This window comes from Mycobacterium parascrofulaceum ATCC BAA-614 (assembly GCF_000164135.1).
GTDB classification, from domain to species: Bacteria; Actinomycetota; Actinomycetes; order Mycobacteriales; family Mycobacteriaceae; genus Mycobacterium; species Mycobacterium parascrofulaceum.
Genome location: NZ_GG770554.1, coordinates 767,286 through 786,489, shown reverse-complemented (window position 1 = coordinate 786,489; position 19,204 = coordinate 767,286). Strand labels below are relative to the sequence as shown.

17 protein-coding genes are annotated in these 19,204 nt (G+C 68.5%); 8 read left to right on the top strand and 9 right to left on the bottom strand.

Going from position 1 to position 19,204, the window contains the following annotated elements:
• The 3 genes from HMPREF0591_RS13725 to HMPREF0591_RS13715 form a co-directional block, all read left to right on the top strand.
• Nucleotides 1–3,434, top strand: a 3,434-nt coding sequence (locus HMPREF0591_RS13725) for a multifunctional oxoglutarate decarboxylase/oxoglutarate dehydrogenase thiamine pyrophosphate-binding subunit/dihydrolipoyllysine-residue succinyltransferase subunit (RefSeq protein ID WP_007169175.1), incomplete at its 5' end; no start/stop codon positions are given.
• 70 nt (nucleotides 3,435–3,504) lie between these two features.
• Nucleotides 3,505–4,332 (top strand): SDR family NAD(P)-dependent oxidoreductase, encoded by an 828-nt coding sequence (locus HMPREF0591_RS13720; RefSeq protein WP_007169174.1) that lies wholly within the window; start codon nucleotides 3,505–3,507, stop codon nucleotides 4,330–4,332.
• Between the two features lie 68 nt (nucleotides 4,333–4,400).
• Entirely contained in the window at nucleotides 4,401–5,252 is an 852-nt protein-coding gene (locus HMPREF0591_RS13715; RefSeq protein WP_007169173.1) for an SDR family NAD(P)-dependent oxidoreductase, read from the top strand.
• Nucleotides 5,253–5,256: 4 nt separating this feature from the next.
• On the opposite strand, the gene HMPREF0591_RS13710 is transcribed toward HMPREF0591_RS13715, so the two are convergent.
• From HMPREF0591_RS13710 to HMPREF0591_RS13700, 3 genes are all read right to left on the bottom strand, one after another.
• Entirely contained in the window at nucleotides 5,257–6,126 is an 870-nt protein-coding gene (locus tag HMPREF0591_RS13710) for a glycine betaine ABC transporter substrate-binding protein (protein ID WP_007169172.1), read from the bottom strand.
• On the bottom strand, nucleotides 6,123–7,322 hold the full coding sequence (locus HMPREF0591_RS13705) for an NAD(P)-dependent malic enzyme (protein WP_007169171.1): 1,200 nt from the start codon (nucleotides 7,320–7,322) through the stop codon (nucleotides 6,123–6,125). The genes HMPREF0591_RS13710 and HMPREF0591_RS13705 overlap by 4 nt, the downstream gene beginning before the upstream one ends.
• Before the next feature lie 144 nt (nucleotides 7,323–7,466).
• Nucleotides 7,467–8,456, bottom strand: a complete 990-nt coding sequence (locus tag HMPREF0591_RS13700; protein WP_040622507.1) for a malate dehydrogenase — start codon at nucleotides 8,454–8,456, stop codon at nucleotides 7,467–7,469.
• A 192-nt stretch (nucleotides 8,457–8,648) separates the two neighbouring features.
• Between HMPREF0591_RS13700 and corA the strand changes: the two genes are divergently transcribed.
• Complete coding sequence (gene corA, locus HMPREF0591_RS13695; RefSeq protein WP_007169169.1) at nucleotides 8,649–9,752, top strand: magnesium/cobalt transporter CorA; 1,104 nt, start codon at nucleotides 8,649–8,651, stop codon at nucleotides 9,750–9,752.
• An 84-nt stretch (nucleotides 9,753–9,836) separates the two neighbouring features.
• On the opposite strand, the gene HMPREF0591_RS13690 is transcribed toward corA, so the two are convergent.
• Genes HMPREF0591_RS13690 through HMPREF0591_RS13665 form a run of 6 tightly spaced genes read right to left on the bottom strand, consistent with a single transcriptional unit; the run spans nucleotide 9,837 to nucleotide 15,343 of the window.
• Nucleotides 9,837–10,430: a suppressor of fused domain protein gene (locus tag HMPREF0591_RS13690; RefSeq protein ID WP_007169168.1), complete on the bottom strand. Its 594-nt coding sequence runs from the start codon at nucleotides 10,428–10,430 to the stop codon at nucleotides 9,837–9,839.
• Nucleotides 10,427–11,605, bottom strand: a complete 1,179-nt coding sequence (locus HMPREF0591_RS13685; RefSeq protein ID WP_007169167.1) for an ABC transporter ATP-binding protein — start codon at nucleotides 11,603–11,605, stop codon at nucleotides 10,427–10,429. Before HMPREF0591_RS13685 ends, HMPREF0591_RS13690 begins: the two co-directional genes overlap by 4 nt.
• A 4-nt stretch (nucleotides 11,606–11,609) precedes the next feature.
• Nucleotides 11,610–12,461 (bottom strand): carbohydrate ABC transporter permease, encoded by an 852-nt coding sequence (locus HMPREF0591_RS13680; protein WP_007169166.1) that lies wholly within the window; start codon nucleotides 12,459–12,461, stop codon nucleotides 11,610–11,612.
• Entirely contained in the window at nucleotides 12,451–13,380 is a 930-nt protein-coding gene (locus tag HMPREF0591_RS13675) for a carbohydrate ABC transporter permease (RefSeq protein ID WP_050790058.1), read from the bottom strand. Before HMPREF0591_RS13675 ends, HMPREF0591_RS13680 begins: the two co-directional genes overlap by 11 nt.
• Complete coding sequence (locus HMPREF0591_RS13670) at nucleotides 13,380–14,762, bottom strand: extracellular solute-binding protein (protein WP_425270190.1); 1,383 nt, start codon at nucleotides 14,760–14,762, stop codon at nucleotides 13,380–13,382. Before HMPREF0591_RS13670 ends, HMPREF0591_RS13675 begins: the two co-directional genes overlap by 1 nt.
• Before the next feature lie 53 nt (nucleotides 14,763–14,815).
• Nucleotides 14,816–15,343: a general stress protein gene (locus tag HMPREF0591_RS13665; protein WP_007169163.1), complete on the bottom strand. Its 528-nt coding sequence runs from the start codon at nucleotides 15,341–15,343 to the stop codon at nucleotides 14,816–14,818.
• Between the two features lie 168 nt (nucleotides 15,344–15,511).
• Between HMPREF0591_RS13665 and HMPREF0591_RS13660 the strand changes: the two genes are divergently transcribed.
• From HMPREF0591_RS13660 to HMPREF0591_RS13645, 4 genes are all read left to right on the top strand, one after another.
• Nucleotides 15,512–16,132, top strand: a complete 621-nt coding sequence (locus tag HMPREF0591_RS13660) for a DUF4190 domain-containing protein (RefSeq protein ID WP_167310145.1) — start codon at nucleotides 15,512–15,514, stop codon at nucleotides 16,130–16,132.
• Between the two features lie 69 nt (nucleotides 16,133–16,201).
• Nucleotides 16,202–17,509, top strand: a complete 1,308-nt coding sequence (locus tag HMPREF0591_RS13655) for a magnesium transporter MgtE N-terminal domain-containing protein (RefSeq protein ID WP_007169161.1) — start codon at nucleotides 16,202–16,204, stop codon at nucleotides 17,507–17,509.
• Nucleotides 17,506–18,042 (top strand): DUF1003 domain-containing protein, encoded by a 537-nt coding sequence (locus HMPREF0591_RS13650; protein WP_007169160.1) that lies wholly within the window; start codon nucleotides 17,506–17,508, stop codon nucleotides 18,040–18,042. Before HMPREF0591_RS13655 ends, HMPREF0591_RS13650 begins: the two co-directional genes overlap by 4 nt.
• A gap of 111 nt (nucleotides 18,043–18,153) precedes the next feature.
• Nucleotides 18,154–19,204: lytic transglycosylase domain-containing protein (locus HMPREF0591_RS13645; protein WP_040622503.1), on the top strand; the 1,051-nt coding region annotated here is incomplete at its 3' end.

The following is a 19,204-nucleotide window of genomic DNA, read 5'->3' as shown; positions in this document are numbered from 1 at the left end:
CGCCCGCCCCGGCCAAGGCCAAAGCCCCGACTCCCCCACCGGCCGAAGGCGACGAGCTGCAGACGCTGCGCGGCGCCGCGGCCGCCGTCGTGAAGAACATGTCCGCGTCGCTGGAGGTGCCGACCGCCACCAGCGTGCGCGCGGTGCCGGCCAAGCTGCTGATCGACAACCGGATCGTCATCAACAACCAGCTCAAGCGCACCCGCGGCGGCAAGATCTCCTTCACCCACCTGCTGGGCTACGCGCTGGTGCAGGCGACCAAGCAGTTCCCCAACATGAACCGCCACTACGCCGAGGTCGACGGCAAACCGACCGCCGTCACCCCCGCACACACCAACCTGGGCCTGGCCATCGACCTGCAGGGCAAGGACGGCAAGCGCTCGCTGGTGGTGGCCGGCATCAAGGGCTGCGAGACGATGCGGTTCGCGGAATTCGTCTCCGCCTACGAGGACATCGTGCGGCGGGCCCGTGACGGCAAGCTGACCGCCGAAGACTTTGGCGGCGTGACGATTTCGCTGACCAACCCCGGCACCATCGGCACCGTGCACTCGGTGCCGCGGCTGATGACGGGCCAGGGCGCCATCATCGGCGTCGGCGCCATGGAATACCCCGCCGAATTCCAGGGCGCCAGCGAGGAACGCATCGCCGAGTTGGGGATCGGCAAACTGATCACCCTGACCTCCACGTACGACCACCGGATCATCCAGGGCGCGGAATCCGGGGACTTCCTGCGCGCCATCCACGAGATGCTGCTGTCGGACGCGTTCTGGGACGACATCTTCCGCGAACTGGGCAACCCGTACCTGCCGGTGCGGTGGAGCACCGACAACCCGGACTCGATCGTCGACAAGAACGCCCGGGTGATGGAGCTGATCGCGGCCTACCGCAACCGCGGTCACCTGATGGCCGACATCGACCCGCTGCGGTTGGACGGCAGCCGGTTCCGCAGCCACCCCGACCTCGAAATCCTCAACCACGGCCTGACGCTGTGGGATCTCGACCGGGTGTTCAAGGTCGACGGGTTCGCCGGCTGCGAGTACAAGAAGCTGCGCGACGTGCTGGGCCTGCTGCGCGACGCCTACTGCCGCCACATCGGGGTGGAGTACACGCACATCCTCGAGCCCGAACAGCAGCAGTGGCTGCAGCAGCGGGTGGAGACCAAGCACGTCAAACCGACGGTCGCCGAGCAGAAGTACATCCTGAGTCGGCTGAACGCCGCCGAGGCCTTCGAGACCTTCCTGCAAACCAAATACGTTGGGCAGAAGCGTTTCTCGTTGGAAGGCGCCGAGAGCGTGATCCCGATGATGGACGCGGCGATCGACCAGTGCGCCGAACACGGCCTCGACGAAGTGGTCATCGGGATGCCGCACCGCGGCCGGCTCAACGTGCTGGCCAACATCGTCGGCAAGCCGTACAAGCAGATCTTCAGCGAGTTCGAGGGCAACCTCAACCCGTCGCAGGCGCACGGTTCCGGCGACGTCAAATACCACCTCGGCGCCACCGGCGTGTACCTGCAGATGTTCGGCGACAACGACATTCAGGTGTCGCTGACCGCCAACCCCTCCCACCTCGAGGCCGTCGACCCGGTGCTGGAGGGTTTGGTGCGGGCCAAGCAGGACCTGCTCGACGGCGGCGCCGAAAGCCAGAAGGCGTTCTCGGTGGTCCCGATGATGCTGCACGGTGACGCGGCGTTCGCGGGCCAGGGCGTCGTCGCGGAGACCCTGAACCTGGCCAACCTGCCGGGCTACCGCGTCGGCGGCACGATCCACATCATCGTCAACAACCAGATCGGTTTCACCACCGCGCCGGAGTATTCGCGATCCAGCGAGTACTGCACCGACGTCGCCAAGATGGTCGGGGCCCCGATCTTCCACGTCAACGGCGACGACCCGGAAGCCTGCGTCTGGGTGGCGAAGCTGGCCGTGGACTTCCGCCAGGAGTTCAACAAGGACGTCGTGATCGACATGATCTGCTACCGGCGCCGCGGCCACAACGAGGGCGACGACCCGTCGATGACCAACCCCGCCATGTACGACGTCGTCGACGTCAAGCGCGGCGCCCGCAAGAGCTACACCGAGGCCCTGATCGGCCGCGGCGACATCTCGCTCAAGGAGGCCGAGGACGCGCTGCGCGACTACCAGGGCCAGCTGGAGCGGGTCTTCAACGAGGTCCGGGAACTCGAGAAACACGGCGTACAACCGAGCGAATCGGTCGAGGCCGACCAGATGCTGCCCGCGGGCCTGTCCACCGCGGTGGACAAGGCGTTGCTGTCCCGCATCGGTGACGCGTTCCTCGCCCTGCCGGAGGGCTTCACCGCCCACCCGCGGGTGCAGCCGGTGCTGGAGAAGCGCCGGGAGATGGCCTACGAGGGCAAGGTGGACTGGGCTTTCGGCGAGCTGCTGGCGCTGGGTTCGCTGGTCGCCGAGGGCAAGCTGGTGCGGCTGTCGGGCCAGGACACCCGGCGCGGCACCTTCTCGCAACGGCACTCGGTGATCATCGACCGCAACACCGGCCAGGAGTTCACCCCGTTGCAACTGCTGGCGACCAACCCCGATGGCACCCCCACCGGCGGCAAGTTCCTGGTCTACGACTCCCCGTTGTCGGAGTACGCGGCGGTCGGCTTCGAATACGGCTACACGGTCGGCAATCCGGACGCGCTTGTCCTGTGGGAGGCACAGTTCGGCGACTTCGTCAACGGCGCGCAGTCCATCATCGACGAGTTCATCAGCTCCGGCGAGGCCAAATGGGGCCAGTTGTCCAACGTGGTGCTGCTGCTGCCGCACGGCCACGAGGGACAGGGTCCCGACCACACCTCCGGCCGCATCGAACGCTTCCTGCAGCTGTGGGCGGAGGGTTCCATGACGATCGCGATGCCCTCGACGCCGTCCAACTATTTCCACCTGTTGCGCCGGCACGCGCTCGACGGTGTCCAGCGGCCGCTGATCGTGTTCACGCCGAAGTCGATGCTGCGCAACAAGGCCGCCGTGAGCGACGTCCGGGACTTCACCGAGATCAAGTTCCGCTCGGTGCTCGAGGAGCCGACCTACGAGGACGGCATCGGTGACCGCAGCAAGGTCACCCGCATCCTGTTGACCAGCGGCAAGATCTACTACGAGCTGGTGGCCCGCAAGGCCAAGGACAACCGGGATGACGTCGCGATCGTGCGCATCGAGCAGCTCGCCCCGCTGCCCAAGCGCCGGCTCAACGAGACGCTGGACCGCTATCCCGGCGCCAGGGAGTTCTTCTGGGTGCAGGAGGAGCCGGCCAACCAGGGCGCGTGGCCGCGGTTCGGCCTCGAGCTGCCCGAGTTGCTGCCCGACAAGCTGACCGGGCTCAAGCGGATCTCCCGCCGGGCCATGTCGGCCCCGTCGTCGGGCTCGTCCAAGGTGCACGCGGTCGAGCAGCAGGAGATCCTCGACACGGCCTTCCGCTAGCCCGGCGGTACTGGGGACCGCGGGTACCGGCTAACCTCGACGCAAAACGAGCCGATAGGAAAGAGGCCTCATGCAGGGGTTCGCGGGCAAGGTCGCCGTGGTGACGGGCGCGGGTTCGGGTATCGGCCGGGCGCTGGCCGTCGAGTTGGCCCGCTCGGGCGCCAAGGTCGCGATCAGTGATGTCGACCTCGAGGGGCTCGCCGAGACCGAGGCGCAGTTGAAGGCAATCGGCGCCGAGGTCAAAGCCGACCGGCTCGACGTGACCGAACGCGAGGCGTTCCTGGCCTACGCCGACGCCGTCCGCGAGCACTTCGGCAAGGTGAACCAGATCTACAACAACGCCGGCATCGCCTTCACCGGCGACGTGGAGGTCAGCCAGTTCAAGGACATCGAGCGGGTGATGGACGTCGATTTCTGGGGCGTCGTCAACGGCACCAAGGCGTTCCTCCCCCACCTGATCGCCTCCGGCGACGGCCACGTCATCAACGTCTCCAGCGTGTTCGGGCTCTTCGCGGTGCCCGGGCAGGCGGCCTACAACTCGGCCAAGTTCGCCGTCCGGGGGTTCACGGAGGCGCTGCGGCAGGAAATGGCGGCGGCCGGGCACCCGGTGGCGGTCAGCACGGTCCACCCCGGCGGCATCAAAACGGCGATCGCCCGCAACGCCACCGCCGCCGAGGGGCTCGACCGGGAACAGCTGGCCAGCGTGTTCGACAAACGGCTCGCCAGGACCAGCCCGCAACGGGCCGCCCAGATCATCCTGGACGCCGTGCGCAAGAAGAAGGCGCGGGTGCTGGTCGGCACCGACGCCAAGGTGTTGGACGCCTTGGTGCGGTTGACCGGCGCCGGATATCAGCAGCTGTTCGGACCCGTCATGGGCCGCATGATGCCCAAGCAGTGACGCGCCGTAGCGGTAATCGCGCGTAACGGATAGCCTCAACGCGGTCACGCTGCCACGAGGGAGTACCGATGCATGAGTTCGCCGGCAAGGTCGCCGTCGTCACCGGCGCGGGTTCGGGGATCGGCCGGGCATTGGCCCTGGAACTGTGGCGCGAGGGCGCCAAGGTTGCGATCAGCGACGTCGACGTCGACGGACTGGCCGAGACCGAGGCGCAGCTGAAGGCGATCGGCGCCGACGTCAAGGCCGACCGGCTCGACGTGACCGAACGCGAGGCGTTCCTGGCGTACGCCGACGCCGTCCACGAGCACTTCGGCACGGTGAACCAGATCTACAACAACGCGGGCATCACGTTCGTCGGGTCCATCGAAGACGCCCGGTTCAAGGACATCGAGCGGGTGATGGACGTCGACTATTGGGGCGTCGTCAACGGCACCAAGGCGTTCCTCCCGCACCTGATCGCCTCCGGCGACGGCCACGTCATCAACATTTCCAGCGCGCTCGGCCTGTTCTCGGCCCCCGGGCAGGCGGCCTACGTTTCGGCCAAGTTCGCCGTCCGGGGTTTCACGGAGGCGCTGCGGCAGGAGATGGTGCTCGCCGGCCACCCGGTCCGGGTGACGACGGTGCACCCCGGTGGCGTGCGGACCGGCTTCGCCCGCAACGCCGTCTTCGCCGAGGGGCTCGACCAGGACGGGCTGGCGGAACTGTTCGAGGAACAACAGGCCAAGACGACGCCGCAACGGGCGGCCCAGATCATCCTGGCGGCGGTGCGCAAAGGCAAGCCTCGGGTGCTGGTCGGCCCCGACGTGAAAGCCATGGATCTGGTGGTGCGGCTGACCGGGTCGAGACCCGAGCGGCTGTTGGGCGGGCCCGTCATGCGACGAGTGCAGCAGGTGGTGCACCGGCTGATGCCCAAGCGCTGACCGCTCACCGCCCCAGCGGGTGCTCGGCCAGCCACCCGTCGGCCACCGACTGCGGATCGGCGCCGCCGGCAACCTGGCGGCGCATGTCCACCAGGGCCGCGGTGTCCAGCACGCCGGCCACCTCGTTGATCGCCAGCAGTTGCCGATCGCTCAGCGCGTTGCGCCGGTACAGCGGCACCACGTTCTCGGCCCGTATCAGCGCCGGCTTGCCGTCGGCGAGCGTGACGAGGTCGGCGGGCAGGCCGGGGTCGGCGGTGGTCGCCCACCCCGCCGTCAGTTGCCCGGCCCTTATCGCGGCGAACATCGTTGTGTCATCGGCGAATTCGCGCGCGGCGGGAAGCCGGCAGGCGCCGACGGCCGAAGGGGCCGGGCGCCCGGCGACCGCGCCGATCACCAAGCCGGCGCAGTGCTTCGGCAGCGTGCTCAGGTCGGCGCTGACGTCACTGCCGCCCCACGCCTTGGCGGTGGACCCCGACACCAGCAGCACGGGTTTGTCCTCCGCGGCCGTCGTGTAGTCGCCCGCGGCGACACCCTCGGGCAGTGCCGCCACCATCGCGCGATAGACCTCGGCGTCGGACATCGCCGTCGCACCGGGCTGCAGGCTCTGCAGTTCGCGCCCGGTCAGCGCCGGGACGACGGTGAACGCGCCCGAGTCCAGGCGCGCCATCGGGTCGTCGGCGGTCTCGGCGTGCGCCGCGAAACCGTATGACCGCAACGCGGCCACGTAAACGCCGGCCAGCAGCTTGGCCTCGGGATCCGCGCCGGAGCCGACCACCAGCTCCGGACGGGGGCGGTGATCGCCGGCGTCGGTTCCGCAGCCGGCCGCGACGAGTACGGCGGCGAGCAGCGGCACCGCCAGCCAGCCGATTCTCACCCCGCGATGTCGGCGGGATCCGCGGCCAGGGCCACCGCCGTGGCGACCGCATGACCGACGCGCAGGTCCAGCGGGCTGGGAACGATCCGGTCGAAGGCCAGGTCATCGCTGACGACCGAGAAGATCGCCTCGGCCGCGGCGACCATCATCTTCTCGGTGATCCGGCGCGCCCCGGCATCCAGCGCGCCCCGGAACACGCCCGGGAAGGCCAGCACGTTGTTGATCTGGTTGGGGAAATCGCTGCGGCCGGTGGCCACCACCGCGGCGTACTTGGCGGCGACCTGCGGATGGATCTCCGGGTCGGGGTTCGACAGCGCGAAGACGATCGCATCCGGCGCCATGGTCGCGATCATCTCCTCGGGGACCACACCGCCCGACACCCCGAGGAACACGTCGGCGCCGCGCAACGCTTCGGCCACGCTGCCGGTGAGACCTTCCGGGTTCGTGCGCTGCGCCAGAACCTTCTTGACGCTGTTCATGTCGTCGCGGCCGGTGTGCAGAATCCCCCGCGAGTCGAGCACGGTGATGTCGGAAACGCCCATGGCCATCAGGAGATTCGTGCATGCGACCCCGGCGGCCCCGGCGCCCGAGACCACCACCCGCAGCGACGTCATGTCGCGGCCGAGCAACTTGGTGGCGCCCATCAGTGCGGCCAACGCGACGATCGCCGTCCCGTGCTGATCGTCGTGCATCACCGGGCAGTCCAGCGCCTCGATGACTCGCCGTTCGATCTCGAAGCAGCGCGGCGCGGAGATGTCCTCGAGGTTGACCGCGCCGAACGTCGGGCGCAGGCGCACCAGGGTTTCGACGATCTCGTCGGGGTCCTTGGTGTCCAGCACGATCGGGATCGCGTTCAGCCCGCCGTAAGCCTGAAACAGGGCGCACTTGCCCTCCATCACCGGCAGCGACGCGGCAGGGCCGATGTCACCCAGACCCAGCACGGCGCTGCCGTCGCTGACGACGGCGACCAGCCGGTTCGCCCATGTGTAGCGGGCGGCCTGGGTGCGATCGACGGCTATCGCGCGACTGACCTGGGCCACACCCGGGGTGTAGGCGATCGACAATGCGCGCTGGGTGTCCAGCGGAGCCGTCAGGCCGACGGAAAGCTTGCCGCCTACGTGTGCCTCGAAGATCTCCGCGTCGGTGATCGCGCCGTGCTCGGCGCGCGTCTGTATCGATTCAATCAACTCGGACACGCGCCCCAGGGTACTGACTACCGATTAGTAGCCCTAATCTGCCGGGATCGGATTGCGGGGCATCGGTGGCGACCCGTCCCCCGCAAGCGGGCGGTACCCCCAGCGCCCGGCTTCGCCGCGCTTGCGATCACCACGGGACCGAGATCAGATCAGACCCAGCTCGGTGACCGCGTTGCGCTCGTCGGCCAGCTCGCCGGTCGACTTGTCGATCCGGGCGCGGGAGAAGTCGTTGATCTCCAGGCCGGTGACGATCTTCCAGTCGCCGTCCTTCGTGGTGACCGGGAACGACGAGATCAAGCCCTCGGGCACGCCGTAGGAGCCATCGGAGATCACCGACATCGACACCCAGTCACCGTCGGGTGAGCCCAGCAGCCAGTCCCGCGCGGCGTCGACGGTGGCCGACGCGGCCGACGCGGCCGAGGAAGCGCCGCGCGCGTCGATGACGGCGGCGCCGCGCTTGGCGACGGTCGGGATGAAGTCGTTCTCGAGCCAGTTCTGGTCACCCACGACCTCGGCGGCGTTCTTGCCGCCGATCTCGGCGTGGAAGATGTCGGGGTACTGGGTGGCCGAGTGGTTGCCCCAGATGGTCATCTTCTTGATGTCGGAGACGGTGGCGCCGGCCTTCTTGGCCAGCTGCGAGATCGCGCGGTTGTGGTCGAGGCGCGTCAGTGCGGAGAACCGCTCGCGGGGGATGTCGGGGGCGTTGCTCATCGCGATCAGCGCGTTGGTGTTGGCCGGGTTGCCGGTGATCAGCACGCGCACGTCGTCGGCGGCGACCGAGTTCAGGGCCTTGCCCTGCGCGGTGAAGATGGCGCCGTTGGCCTCCAGCAAGTCGCTGCGCTCCATGCCCGGCCCGCGCGGCCGGGCGCCGACCAGCAGGGCGAGGTTGGCACCGTCGAAGATCTTGTTCGGGTCCGAACCGGTCTCGACCCCGGCCAGCGTCGGGAACGCGCAGTCGTCGAGCTCCATCACGACGCCCTCGAGCGCCTTCAGCGCCGGCTCGATCTCGAGCAGGCGCAGCTCGATCGGACGGTTGGGGCCCAGCAGCGAACCGCTCGCCAGGCGGAACAACAGGCTGTAGCCGATCTGGCCGGCGGCGCCGGTGACGGCAACCTTGAGAGGACTTGCGCTCACGTCGAAATGCTCCTTGTGGAGGTAGTCATGCAGATTCGGGTCTCGGCTCGAAACTAGCGCACTCTGCTGGGCCGCCAACCTCCGGTCCGACACCCGCCCGCCCGCCCACGGCCCGATCGTCGCGCTTTGGGAACCCGGGACGCGTAGCATGGAGCACCGCCGGTCAGACCTGCGCAACGATCGGAGGTGGAGGTGTTCCAGGGTTTCGACGCACTGCCCGAAGCGCTTCGGCCGCTCGCGCAGGAGCCACGCGTACAACGCCCGGATCCTCAGCCGCAGACCCCCAACGAGACATTGGTCGACTGCGCCGTCTACGCCGAGGGCCACCGGCTGCCGGGGAAATTCAGCTACGCCGCGGCGCGGGAGAAGGTGCGCCAGATCGAAATGCTCGGGCACGAGGCGTTCGTCTGGGTTGGCCTGCGCGAACCCGATCAGGCCGAGATGCAGGAAGTCGCGGATCTTTTCGGCATGCACCCGCTGGCCGTCGAGGACGCCGTGTGCGCGCACCAGCGGCCGAAGCTGGAACGCTACGACGAGACGCTCTTCCTCGTTTTGAAGACGGTCAATTACGTCCCGCACGAATCGGTCGCGCAGGCCCGGCAGATCGTCGAAACCGGCGAGGTGATGGTGTTCGTCGGAAAGGATTTCGTGGTCACCGTCCGCCACGGCGAACACGGGGGGCTGTCCGAGGTCCGCAAGCGCATGGAGTCGGAACCCGAGCAGCTGCGCCTGGGGCCGTATGCGGTGATGCACGCCATCGCCCACGAAGTGGTGAGCCACTACCTCGTGGTCAGTCATCTCATCGAATCCGACATCGACAGCATCGAGGAAGTGGCATTCGCCCCGGGCCGCAAGATCGACGTCGAGCCGATCTATCTGCTCAAGCGTGAGGTCGTCGAACTTCGCCGCTGCGTCAACCCGCTATCCGGCGCGTTCCACCGGATCCAGATCGAGAACAAGGACCTCATCTCCAAAGAGGTGCGACGTTACCTGCGCGACCTCGCCGACCACCATTCCGAGGCCGCCGACCACATCGCCAGCTACGACGACATGCTCAACTCACTGATCCAGGCGGCGCTGGCGCGCGTGGGGATGCAGCAGAACAACGACATGCGCAAGATGGCGGCCTGGGCCGGTATCTTGGCGGTGCCCACCATGGTCGCCGCGATCTACGGGATGAACTTCCATTTCATGCCCGAGCTGAACTGGACGTGGGGATACCCGGGCGTCATGGCCGCCATGACGCTGACCTGTCTGGTGCTGTACTTCCAGTTCCGGCGCAACAACTGGCTGTAGGGGCGCCTTCCCCTCGCGAGCAGTCACAAAATCGCACGAATTCGCGTCGCGGAGTGCGATTTTGCGTCTGCTCGGCAACCGAAATCAACCCGGTTGCGCGGCAGGCCGATTCGGGTTCAGCACGTCGACGCCGTCGCTCTGCCACGCCTGTCGCATGGCTTCGGCGCCCTTCAGCCGCACCCAGGCCGCCTCCGTCGCGGTGATGGGGGTCGCCGAGAGGAATCGCACCGGTTCGCGAGGTGGTTCCAGCGGCAGATCGTCGATGTCGCTGGGGCCCAACAACACCGCGGTGAAGGCGGCCCGGCCCGCCGGCCGCGCCCACAGGGGCGAGCCGAGGTCGACCAGCGCGCCGGCTGTCAGCACCAGACCCTCCACGGCCGGGGTCGCCGCGAGCACGGCCAGGCTTCGGGCGATGCCGGTGACCGGCCCGGGATCGCGCAGGCACAGCACCACTTCGGCGCGGGGCCCGCGCGTCCGGTCGTCGACGACCTGCGTCGGGTCGGTCATCGGATAGCGCGAACAGCCCACCGACACGTAGTGCATCACGCCGTCGTTCCCGCGGAAACGCAGCACGTCGATGGGCTCGGTGCCCAGGAATGTGACGCTCGCCGAATCGGGTTCGGCATCGGTGAAATGGCGGCGCAGATGCGCGCGCACCTGATCCAGGATCTGGCTCACCGCTGCTGCGCCGCGGCGATGGTCAGGTTCGCCCCGGAGTCGGCATCGAAAACGGCAAGCTTCGTGGTGTCGAACGCCAGCTCGATCGACTGGCCGATCGCCGCCTTGGATTCCGCGGGAACCCTTGCCACGAACTGGTTTTCGTGTGCATCGGCCTCCGCGGCCAGCTCGTCCAGCTGCGCGGACCGCGCTGCCCACCCCGCGGTCGAGAAGTACACGAACTTGTCGGCTCCCAGCGATTCGACCAAGTCGACCTTCACCTCGAACGTGAGCGCCCTGATCCGCTGGTAACCGTCGATCAACGAGGCGTCCTGCAGATGCTCGGGCCGCACCCCGACGATGACGTTCTTCGGTGCCGGGTGTTGCGCGATCACCTCGCGGACTTCCGGTGTCAGCATCACCTCCCCGAAGGGCAGCGTCAGACCGATGGGCGTCAACGTGGCCGGCAAGAAATTCATGGCCGGCGAGCCGATGAACCCCGCGACGAACAGGTTGGCCGGGTGTTCGTAAAGCTCGTCCGGGGTGCCGATCTGCTGCGCAATTCCGGCGTGCATCACCACCACCCGGTCCCCCAGCGTCATGGCCTCGGTCTGGTCGTGGGTGACGTAGACGGTCGTGGTGCCGAGCCGCTTTTGCAGCCGGGCGATCTCGCCACGCATCTGCACGCGCAGCTTGGCGTCCAGGTTGGACAGCGGCTCGTCCATCAGGAAAGCCTTGGGCTGCCGCACGATCGCCCGGCCCATCGCGACGCGCTGCCGCTGCCCGCCCGACAATTGGGAGGGCTTGCGGTCCAGCAGCTCGGTCAGGTCCAGGGTTCGCGCCGTCTCCTCGACCTTCTTGGCGATCTCCGCCTTCTTCATCTTCGCCAGCGTCAGCGGGAACGCGATGTTCTGCCGCACGGTCATGTGGGGGTACAGCGCGTACGACTGGAAGACCATCGCGATGTCGCGGTCCTTGGGCGGCTTCTCGTTCATGCGTTCGCCGCCGATGCGCAACTCCCCCGACGAGATGTCCTCGAGGCCGGCGATCATGTTCAGCGTCGTCGTCTTGCCGCAGCCCGACGGCCCGACCAGGATCAGGAATTCACCGTCGGCGATGGTGATGCTGAGGTCGTTGACCGCGGTGGCACCGTCGGGGTAGCTCTTGCTGACGTGGTCCAGCACAATCTCGGCCATCGCGCTATCCCTTCACAGCGCCAGAGGTCAACCCGGCGATGATTCGTCGTTGGAAGATTAGAACAAAGACGATGATCGGGACCGTGATCACCACGGCACCGGCCGCGATCGATCCGGTGGGCTCCTCGAATTGCGAACTGCCCCCGAAATTCGCGATGGCCACCGGCGCCGTGATCGCCGATTTCGTGGCGGTCAGCGACAGCGCCAGCAGCAGGTCGTTCCACGCGAAGATGAACACCAGGATCGCGGCGGTCACCACCCCGGGCGCGGCCAGCGGCACGATCACCTTGCGGAAGGCCTGGGCCGGGGTGGCGCCGTCCATTTTGGCCGCCTTCTCCAGATCCCACGGAATCTCCCGGAAGAACGCCGACAACGTGTAGATGGCAAGCGGCAGGGCGAACGTGATGTAGGGCAGGATCAGACCCGGCCAGGTGTCGAACAGCCCGACGAAGCGTTCGATGTTGAACAGCGGAGTGACCAGTGAGATCGCCGGGAACATGGTGACCAGCAGGGTGGCACCGATCAACACTCGCTTACCGGGAAAGTCCAGCCGCGCAATCGCGTACGCCGCCATCGCACCGAGCACCACCGCGATCGCGGTCGCGGTCAAACCGATCCCGATCGAGTTGATCAGCGCCGAGCTGAACAGGTCGCCCCGGAAGATGCCGCGATAGTTCTCGAAGGACACCGACGACGGGATCAGCTTGCCGTCCTTGACCGTTGACGTCGGCTTGAGCGAGAGGCTGAGGATCCACAGCACCGGCAGAAGCGCGTACACCACCACGACCGCGTCGATGACGGCCCACGCGACGACCCGCCGGCCGCGGCCCGCGGCCCGTCCTCGTTCAGTGGCCATCGGGATCACCACCGGGCGCCGCCACCCCGAACACCTTGATATAGACGAGCGCGATGATGCCCGCACAGACGAAGATCAGCACGCTGATCGCCGAGCCCAATCCGACGTTGAACCCCTTGAACAGGTTGTCATAACCCAGGATTGACACCGAGTCGGTGTTGTTCGCGCCATCGGTCAGCACGTAGATGTTGTCGAAGATGCGGAAGGCGTCCAGCGTGCGGAACAGCAACGCGACCACGACCGCCGGCTTGATGATGGGCAACGTGACGCGCACCAGCCTTCGCCAGGGCCCGGCGCCGTCGACCTGGGCAGCCCGCAGCAAGTCCTCGGGCACCAGCGCCAGCCCGGCCAGCAGCAGCAGCGACATGAACGGTGTCGTCTTCCAGACCTCGGCGAGGACGACGATCCCCAGCGACGGAATCTGCTGGGTCAACGGCGCGCTGCCGTGCGGCAACAGGTTCGCCAGATAACCGGTTCCCGGCGTCCACGCGTAGTACCAGCTGTACGACGCGACCACCGTGACGATCCCGTACGGGATGAGCACCGCGGTGCGCACCACGCCCCTGCCGACCAGGGTGCGGTGCATCACCAACGCCAGCGCCAGGCCCAATACGAACTCGAGCGACACGGAAACCACTGTGATGCCCAGGGTTACGGCCAGCGCCGACCACCAATACCGGTCGGTCAGGATCGTTTGGTAGTTGCTCAGTCCGACGAAGGCGGTGTCGTCGGGCGTGGCGAGGTTGTTGCGCTGCAGGCTCAGCCACACCGCGTAGCCGATCGGGTAGGCCGTCACCGAGAGCATCAGGATCGCCGCCGGTGCGACAAGCGTGAACGCAAGTCGCCATTCGGACAGCCGATTTCGTGCCCGCGCATGCCGCGCGGCGACCGCCCGCTCAGCCTCGACTGCTGTCGCGATCAAGGCAACAACCCCTTGCCGTCGATGGCCTTCTGCGCCTGGGCCGCGAGCTCGTCGGCGGTCCGCTCCGGGTCGATCCGGGTGATGGGGCTCAGCGCCGCCGACAACCGCAGCGACAACGCCTGATACACCGGCGTCGCCGGCCGCACGGCGGCGTCGGTGAGTTGCCGGCGGATGATCATGTACATCGGATACTTGGCCTGGAACTGCGAGTCGGAATACAACGACGTCCGCACCGCGGGCAGGCCGCCTTCCATCGACACGTACTTCTGGCTCTGCAGGCTGCGCAGGCATCGCACGGCCTCGAAGGCTTCCGCGCGGTGGCGGGTGGTGCTGGCCACCGCGAGGTTCAGCCCACCGATCGTCACCTTGGCCGGGCGGCCCGGGGCCACACCGGGATACGGCGCGAAGCCGAAGACCTGCTGGCTGGCGTCGTAGGCCAGGCGGAACTGCTCGTCGCTGGGCACGAACGTCCCGGCGCCGTTGATGCTGCCGGCCAGCGCCGGATCCCGGTTCAGCGGAAGGAAGGGGACCCCGCCCTTGACGGCGTTTTCCAGCATGGACGCCAGGACATAGGGCCAGTTGACTTCCAGTGCGGCCTTGCCCTGTTCGACCGCCAGGCGCGCCGTGCCCTCGTCGGTCCTGGTGATCGACGGGTCGGCCCCGGGGGCGGTGGCCACCGACTTGAGGATGCGCAGCGCGTGGACGGTCGCGGCCCGGTGCGCGGGCGTGTCGGTCAGGGTGACCCGGCGGCCGTCCTCGGAGAGCACCTGACCGCCGCCGCTCACCAGCAGCGTGTTGAACCAGACGACCAGGCCCTCGCCCTCGTTCGCCTGCACGGCGATCCAGGCGGGCTGGCCCGCGGCGTGCAGCCGGGCGGCCTCGGCCACCATCGCGTCCCAGTCCCGGGGCGGTTGGCCCACCAAATCGGCGCGGTACCAAAGCAATTCCGTATTGGTGATGACGGGTGCGGCATACAGCTTGCCTTTCCAGCGGGCCGAAGCCAGCGGCCCGGGCAAGGTGTCGACGGTGGCGTCGGTCTCGGCCCGCCCCTCGGGGTCGTCGGACAGCGGCAACGCCCAGCCGGCCTCGGCGAACTCCGCGGTCCACACCACGTCCAGCGCCATCACGTCGAGCCCGCTGTCGTGCGCGCTCAGCCGCCGCGCCAGCTGCACCCGCTGTTCGCCGGGCCCCCGCGGCAGGCTCACATGCTGGACGGCGAACCGGCCGCCCATCTGCCGGGTGCACTCTTGGGCGACGGCGCTGAAGGACGCCGAATCGGTGGCCGGCGTGAAGAAGGTGATCACCAGGCCGCTGGGGACGGACCCGCAGGCCGGCACCGTCGCCGCGACGGTGATCGTCGCCAACGCGATGACGCCCATCCGGCGCAGGCGTCCGTGACGATTCACCACCGGGTTCACGACTCCGCGTGGCCTCAGATTGCCAGGCGCGCCAGGAGATCCCGAGCCTTCTCCGCGTTCTGCGGATCGCAGAGGACGTCGTACCGGCCGGCGACCAACTGCATGGTCGAACTGAAGTCCCTTGTGCCACGGGCCATCGCGTACGGGACGGCGGAGGTGATCAGCCCGAAGAACACCCCGGCGACCAGACCCGTCGCCAGCGCGGCCCACGGATTCGGGCTGAAGAAGCCGAGCACCAACCCGATGAACAGGCCCAGCCATGCGCCGCTGAGCACGCCACCGCCGAGCACCTTGGGCCACGACAACCGGCCGGTGACCCGTTCGACCTGCATCAGGTCGACGCCGACGATGATCACCTGCTGCACCGGGAACTGTTGCTCGGAGAGGTAGTCCACCGCGCGCTGCGCCTCGGCGTAGGTCGGGTACGACCCGACCGGCCAACCCTTGGGCGGTGTCGGTAGCGAGGGGACCCCGCGCCGACCGGCCGCCGCGCTCGGGGGCGTCGCGCCGGGAACTTGACCGGGCTGGAAAGGACTAGTCATTGATGCTCATTCTCCTCCGCCCCGGCCAACGTCACATCTCGGGCCCTTCTAGCCTATCCACGGGCCGCGGACCGACCTGAGGAAAAGGCGCCGGCGTCCGACGCAGCGCGGCGGCGCACGCCGCTTCGCGGCCGAACCGCCACCTACGCATCGGCTAGGTTGAACACCATGACAGCGCCCGGCGATGGCTTCGGCGAACGCGCCCACGACGACCAGGCCGAACCATCTCCCGCCGCCGGCGGGGCCCCGGAACAGCCTGCGGCTCCGTGGGAACCGCCGGCATCGCCGCCGCCACCCGACTATCCGCCGCCGGCCTATCCGCCGCCCGGCTATCCCACCGAGTACCAGCCCGGTTACGCGCCCCAATACCCGCCGCCCCCCTCCGGATACGGGCCCCCGCCGGGATACGACCAGCCACCCGGCTATGGCGCGCCGCCGTACCAGCCCGGGCCGCCCCAGTTCGGCGGGCCGCCCGGCGGCTACGGCCCGCCGCCCCCTCCGGGCGGCTACTACCCCGCACCGGACTACCGCGGCGGCTACGGCCTGCCGAGCGGAGTGAAACCGGGGACGAACAAGCTCGCTATCGCGTCGCTCATCTCGTCGTTCACCGGGGTGTTCTGCTGCTGTCTCGGCTCGATTGTGGCCATCGTGCTGGGGGCGGTGGCGGTCAACCAGATCAAGCGCACCCAGCAAGACGGCTACGGCCTCGCGGTCGCCGGAATCGTCATCGGCATCGCCACCCTGGTCGTCACGACGATCGTCGTCCTGTTCGCCATGCACTCGCGTTAGCGGCAGCACCTGACGGGGCCAACGCCGCCGGCGTCCGCCCAGCCGCGCGTCGCTGCCTAGGCTTTCCCCATGGCATCGGTCAACAGGGTGTACATCGCCCGGCTCTCGCGGATGTTGGTGCTGGGCCCTCTCGGCGAATCCTTCGGCCGGATCCGCGACGTCGTGATCAGCATCAGCATCGTGCGCCAGCAACCGCGCGTCCTGGGCCTGGTCGTCGACCTGGCGACGCGCCGCAGCATCTTCATCCCGATGCTCCGGGTGGCCACGATCGAGCCGGAGGCCATCACGCTGAACACCGGCAGCGTGTCCCTGCGACACTTCGAGCAGCGCCCGGGCGAGGTGCTGGCGATCGGCCAGGTGCTCGACACCCAGGTCCGGGTCAACGATCTCGCGCTTCCCGAGCTGGCCGGCGTCGACGTCGTCGTCACCGACCTGGGCATCGAGCAAACCCGCACCCGGGACTGGATGGTGAGCCGGGTCGCCGTGCGCAGCCAGCGGCGGCTGGGCCGGCGCGGCCCCGTGCACGTGGTCGATTGGCAGAACGTCCAGGGCCTGACGCCGTCGGCGCTGGCGATGCCGGGCCAGGGGGTGACGCAGCTGCTGGACCGGTTCGAGGGCTGGAAGGCGGTCGACGTGGCCGACGCCATCCGCGGCCTGCCGCCCAAGCGGCGCTACGAGGTGCTCAAAGCGCTCGACGACGACCGGCTGGCGGACGTCCTGCAGGAGCTGCCCGAGCTGGACCAGGCCGATGTGCTTTCCCAACTGGGCACCGAACGCTCGGCCGACGTGCTGGAGGAGATGGACCCCGACGACGCCGCCGACCTGCTCGGCGTGCTGAATCCGACGGACGCCGAGATGCTGCTGACCCGGATGGACCCCGGCGATTCGGCCCCGGTGCGCCGGCTGCTTTCACACTCGCCCGACACCGCGGGCGGCCTGATGACATCGGATCCGGTGGTGCTGACGCCCGACACGTCGGTCGCCGAGGCGCTGGCCCGGATCCGCGACCCCGACCTCACCCCAGCCCTGTCGTCCATGGTGTTCGTGGTGCGCCCGCCGACCGCCACACCGACCGGTCGGTACTTGGGGTGCGTGCACCTGCAGCGGCTGCTGCGCGAACCACCGTCGGAGATCGTCGGCGGGATAGTCGACACCGACCTACTGACCCTGACGCCGGAAACGCCGCTGGCGGCGGTGACCCGCTACCTGGCCGCGTACAACCTGGTGTGCGGACCGGTGCTCGACGATCAGAACCACCTGCTGGGAGCGGTGACGGTCGACGATCTCCTCGATCACTTGCTGCCGCATGACTGGCGGGTGGACGTGCAGGCGCTCGACGCCACCGGCCGGCTCGAAGAACTGGGAGGATCCGTTTGAGCAAGTCCTCGGCACCGCGCCGGCTCTACACGCCGCGCACGTCGCGCAGGTACTCGCCCCGACTGGACCCCGAGGCCGTCGGCCAGATCACCGAGTCCATCGCGCGTTTCTTCGGCACCGGCCGCTACCTGCTGGTGCAGACCGTCCTCGTGGTGGCGTGGATCGCGTTGAACCTGTTCGCGGTTCGGCTGCGGTGGGATCCTTACCCGTTCATCCTGCTCAACCTGGCCTTCTCCACGCAGGCGGCGTACGCGGCGCCGCTGATCCTGCTGGCCCAGAATCGTCAGGAAAATCGCGACCGGGTCGCGCTGGAACAGGATCGTCACCGCGCCGCCCAGACCAAGGCCGACACCGAATTCTTGGCCCGCGAGCTCGCCTCGGTCCGGCTGGCGGTCGGTGAGGTCGTGACCCGCGAATATCTGCGTCACGAGCTGGAGGATCTGCGCTCCCTGCTGGCCAGTTTGGACCTCGCGGCCGGGGGCGCCGGGTCGGAGAAGGGCGAAGGCGGCGGGGGCCGCACAGCCAAGAACTAGCTGTGTAAACCAGTTCCGACCATTGCGCCACTCTGGTCACAAGAGTTATGTATGGTGATCTAGTTCACGGCTGAAAAGCAGTTGACCAGCTCACATACCTAGGACGGTCGAGTGCGCATTGGGGGACGCCGGGGTGCACGCCCGGCCGCCGCGCTGGAGCGGCAGCGAGCACTTCAGGTCACACGGACGCGCGCGTTTGGCGTAGCCACCATCACCCCCTTGATCTTCGCGGGTGCCGTCAGCGGAGCCGCCCCTTCCCTCCCCGAAAAGCTCCCGCCGGTGCACGCGAACATCGCTCCGGTGGCCGCCGTCTCGCCCAGCATCCCCGACCTCACGGGCCCGGCCGTCGTGGCCATCGACCGGTCCCCGACCGCCTTCCACGTCGCCGAACCCGCCTTGTCGGCACCCCCGCCGGCAATGATCGTCAATGCCCCCGGGGCACTTGGCATTCCGAGCATCGCGCTGGCCGCCTACCGCAGCGCGGAACAAAAGATGGCCGTGGCCGCCCCGAACTGCGGTGTCAGCTGGAACCTGCTGGCCGGGATCGGCCGGATCGAGTCGGGTCATGCGGGCGGCGGCGCGGTCGACGCGCGCGGCACCGCGGTCGTCCCGATCTACGGCCCTGCGCTGGACGGCACGCTGCCGGGCAACGAGATCATCCTGCAGAGCAGCGCAGGCAACCGGCCCACCTACGCCCGCGCGATGGGGCCGATGCAGTTCCTGCCCGGCACCTGGGCGCGCTACGCCTCCGACGGCAAAGGCGACGGCGTCGCCGACCCGCAGAACCTGTTCGACTCGACGCTCGCCGCGGCCCGATACCTGTGCAGCGGCGGCCTCAACCTCCGCGACCCGTCGCAAGTGATGGCGGCGATCCTGCGCTACAACAACTCGATGGCTTACGCGCAGAACGTGCTCGGCTGGGCGTCGGCGTACGCCACCGGCGTGGTTCCGGTCGACCTGCCTCCGATGACGGGCCCGCCGCCTCCGCTCGCCGACGCGCACCTCGAGCACGCCGAGGGACTCGGCCCCAACCTGCCGATGAACATCAACGGGTTGCCGTCGGACGATCCGCTCGCCCGCATGCCGCTGATCGACCTCAGCCAGCCGCAGAACGCCGGCCCGCCGCCGATGTTCCCGTGGATGGCGCCCGCGCCGCAGCAGG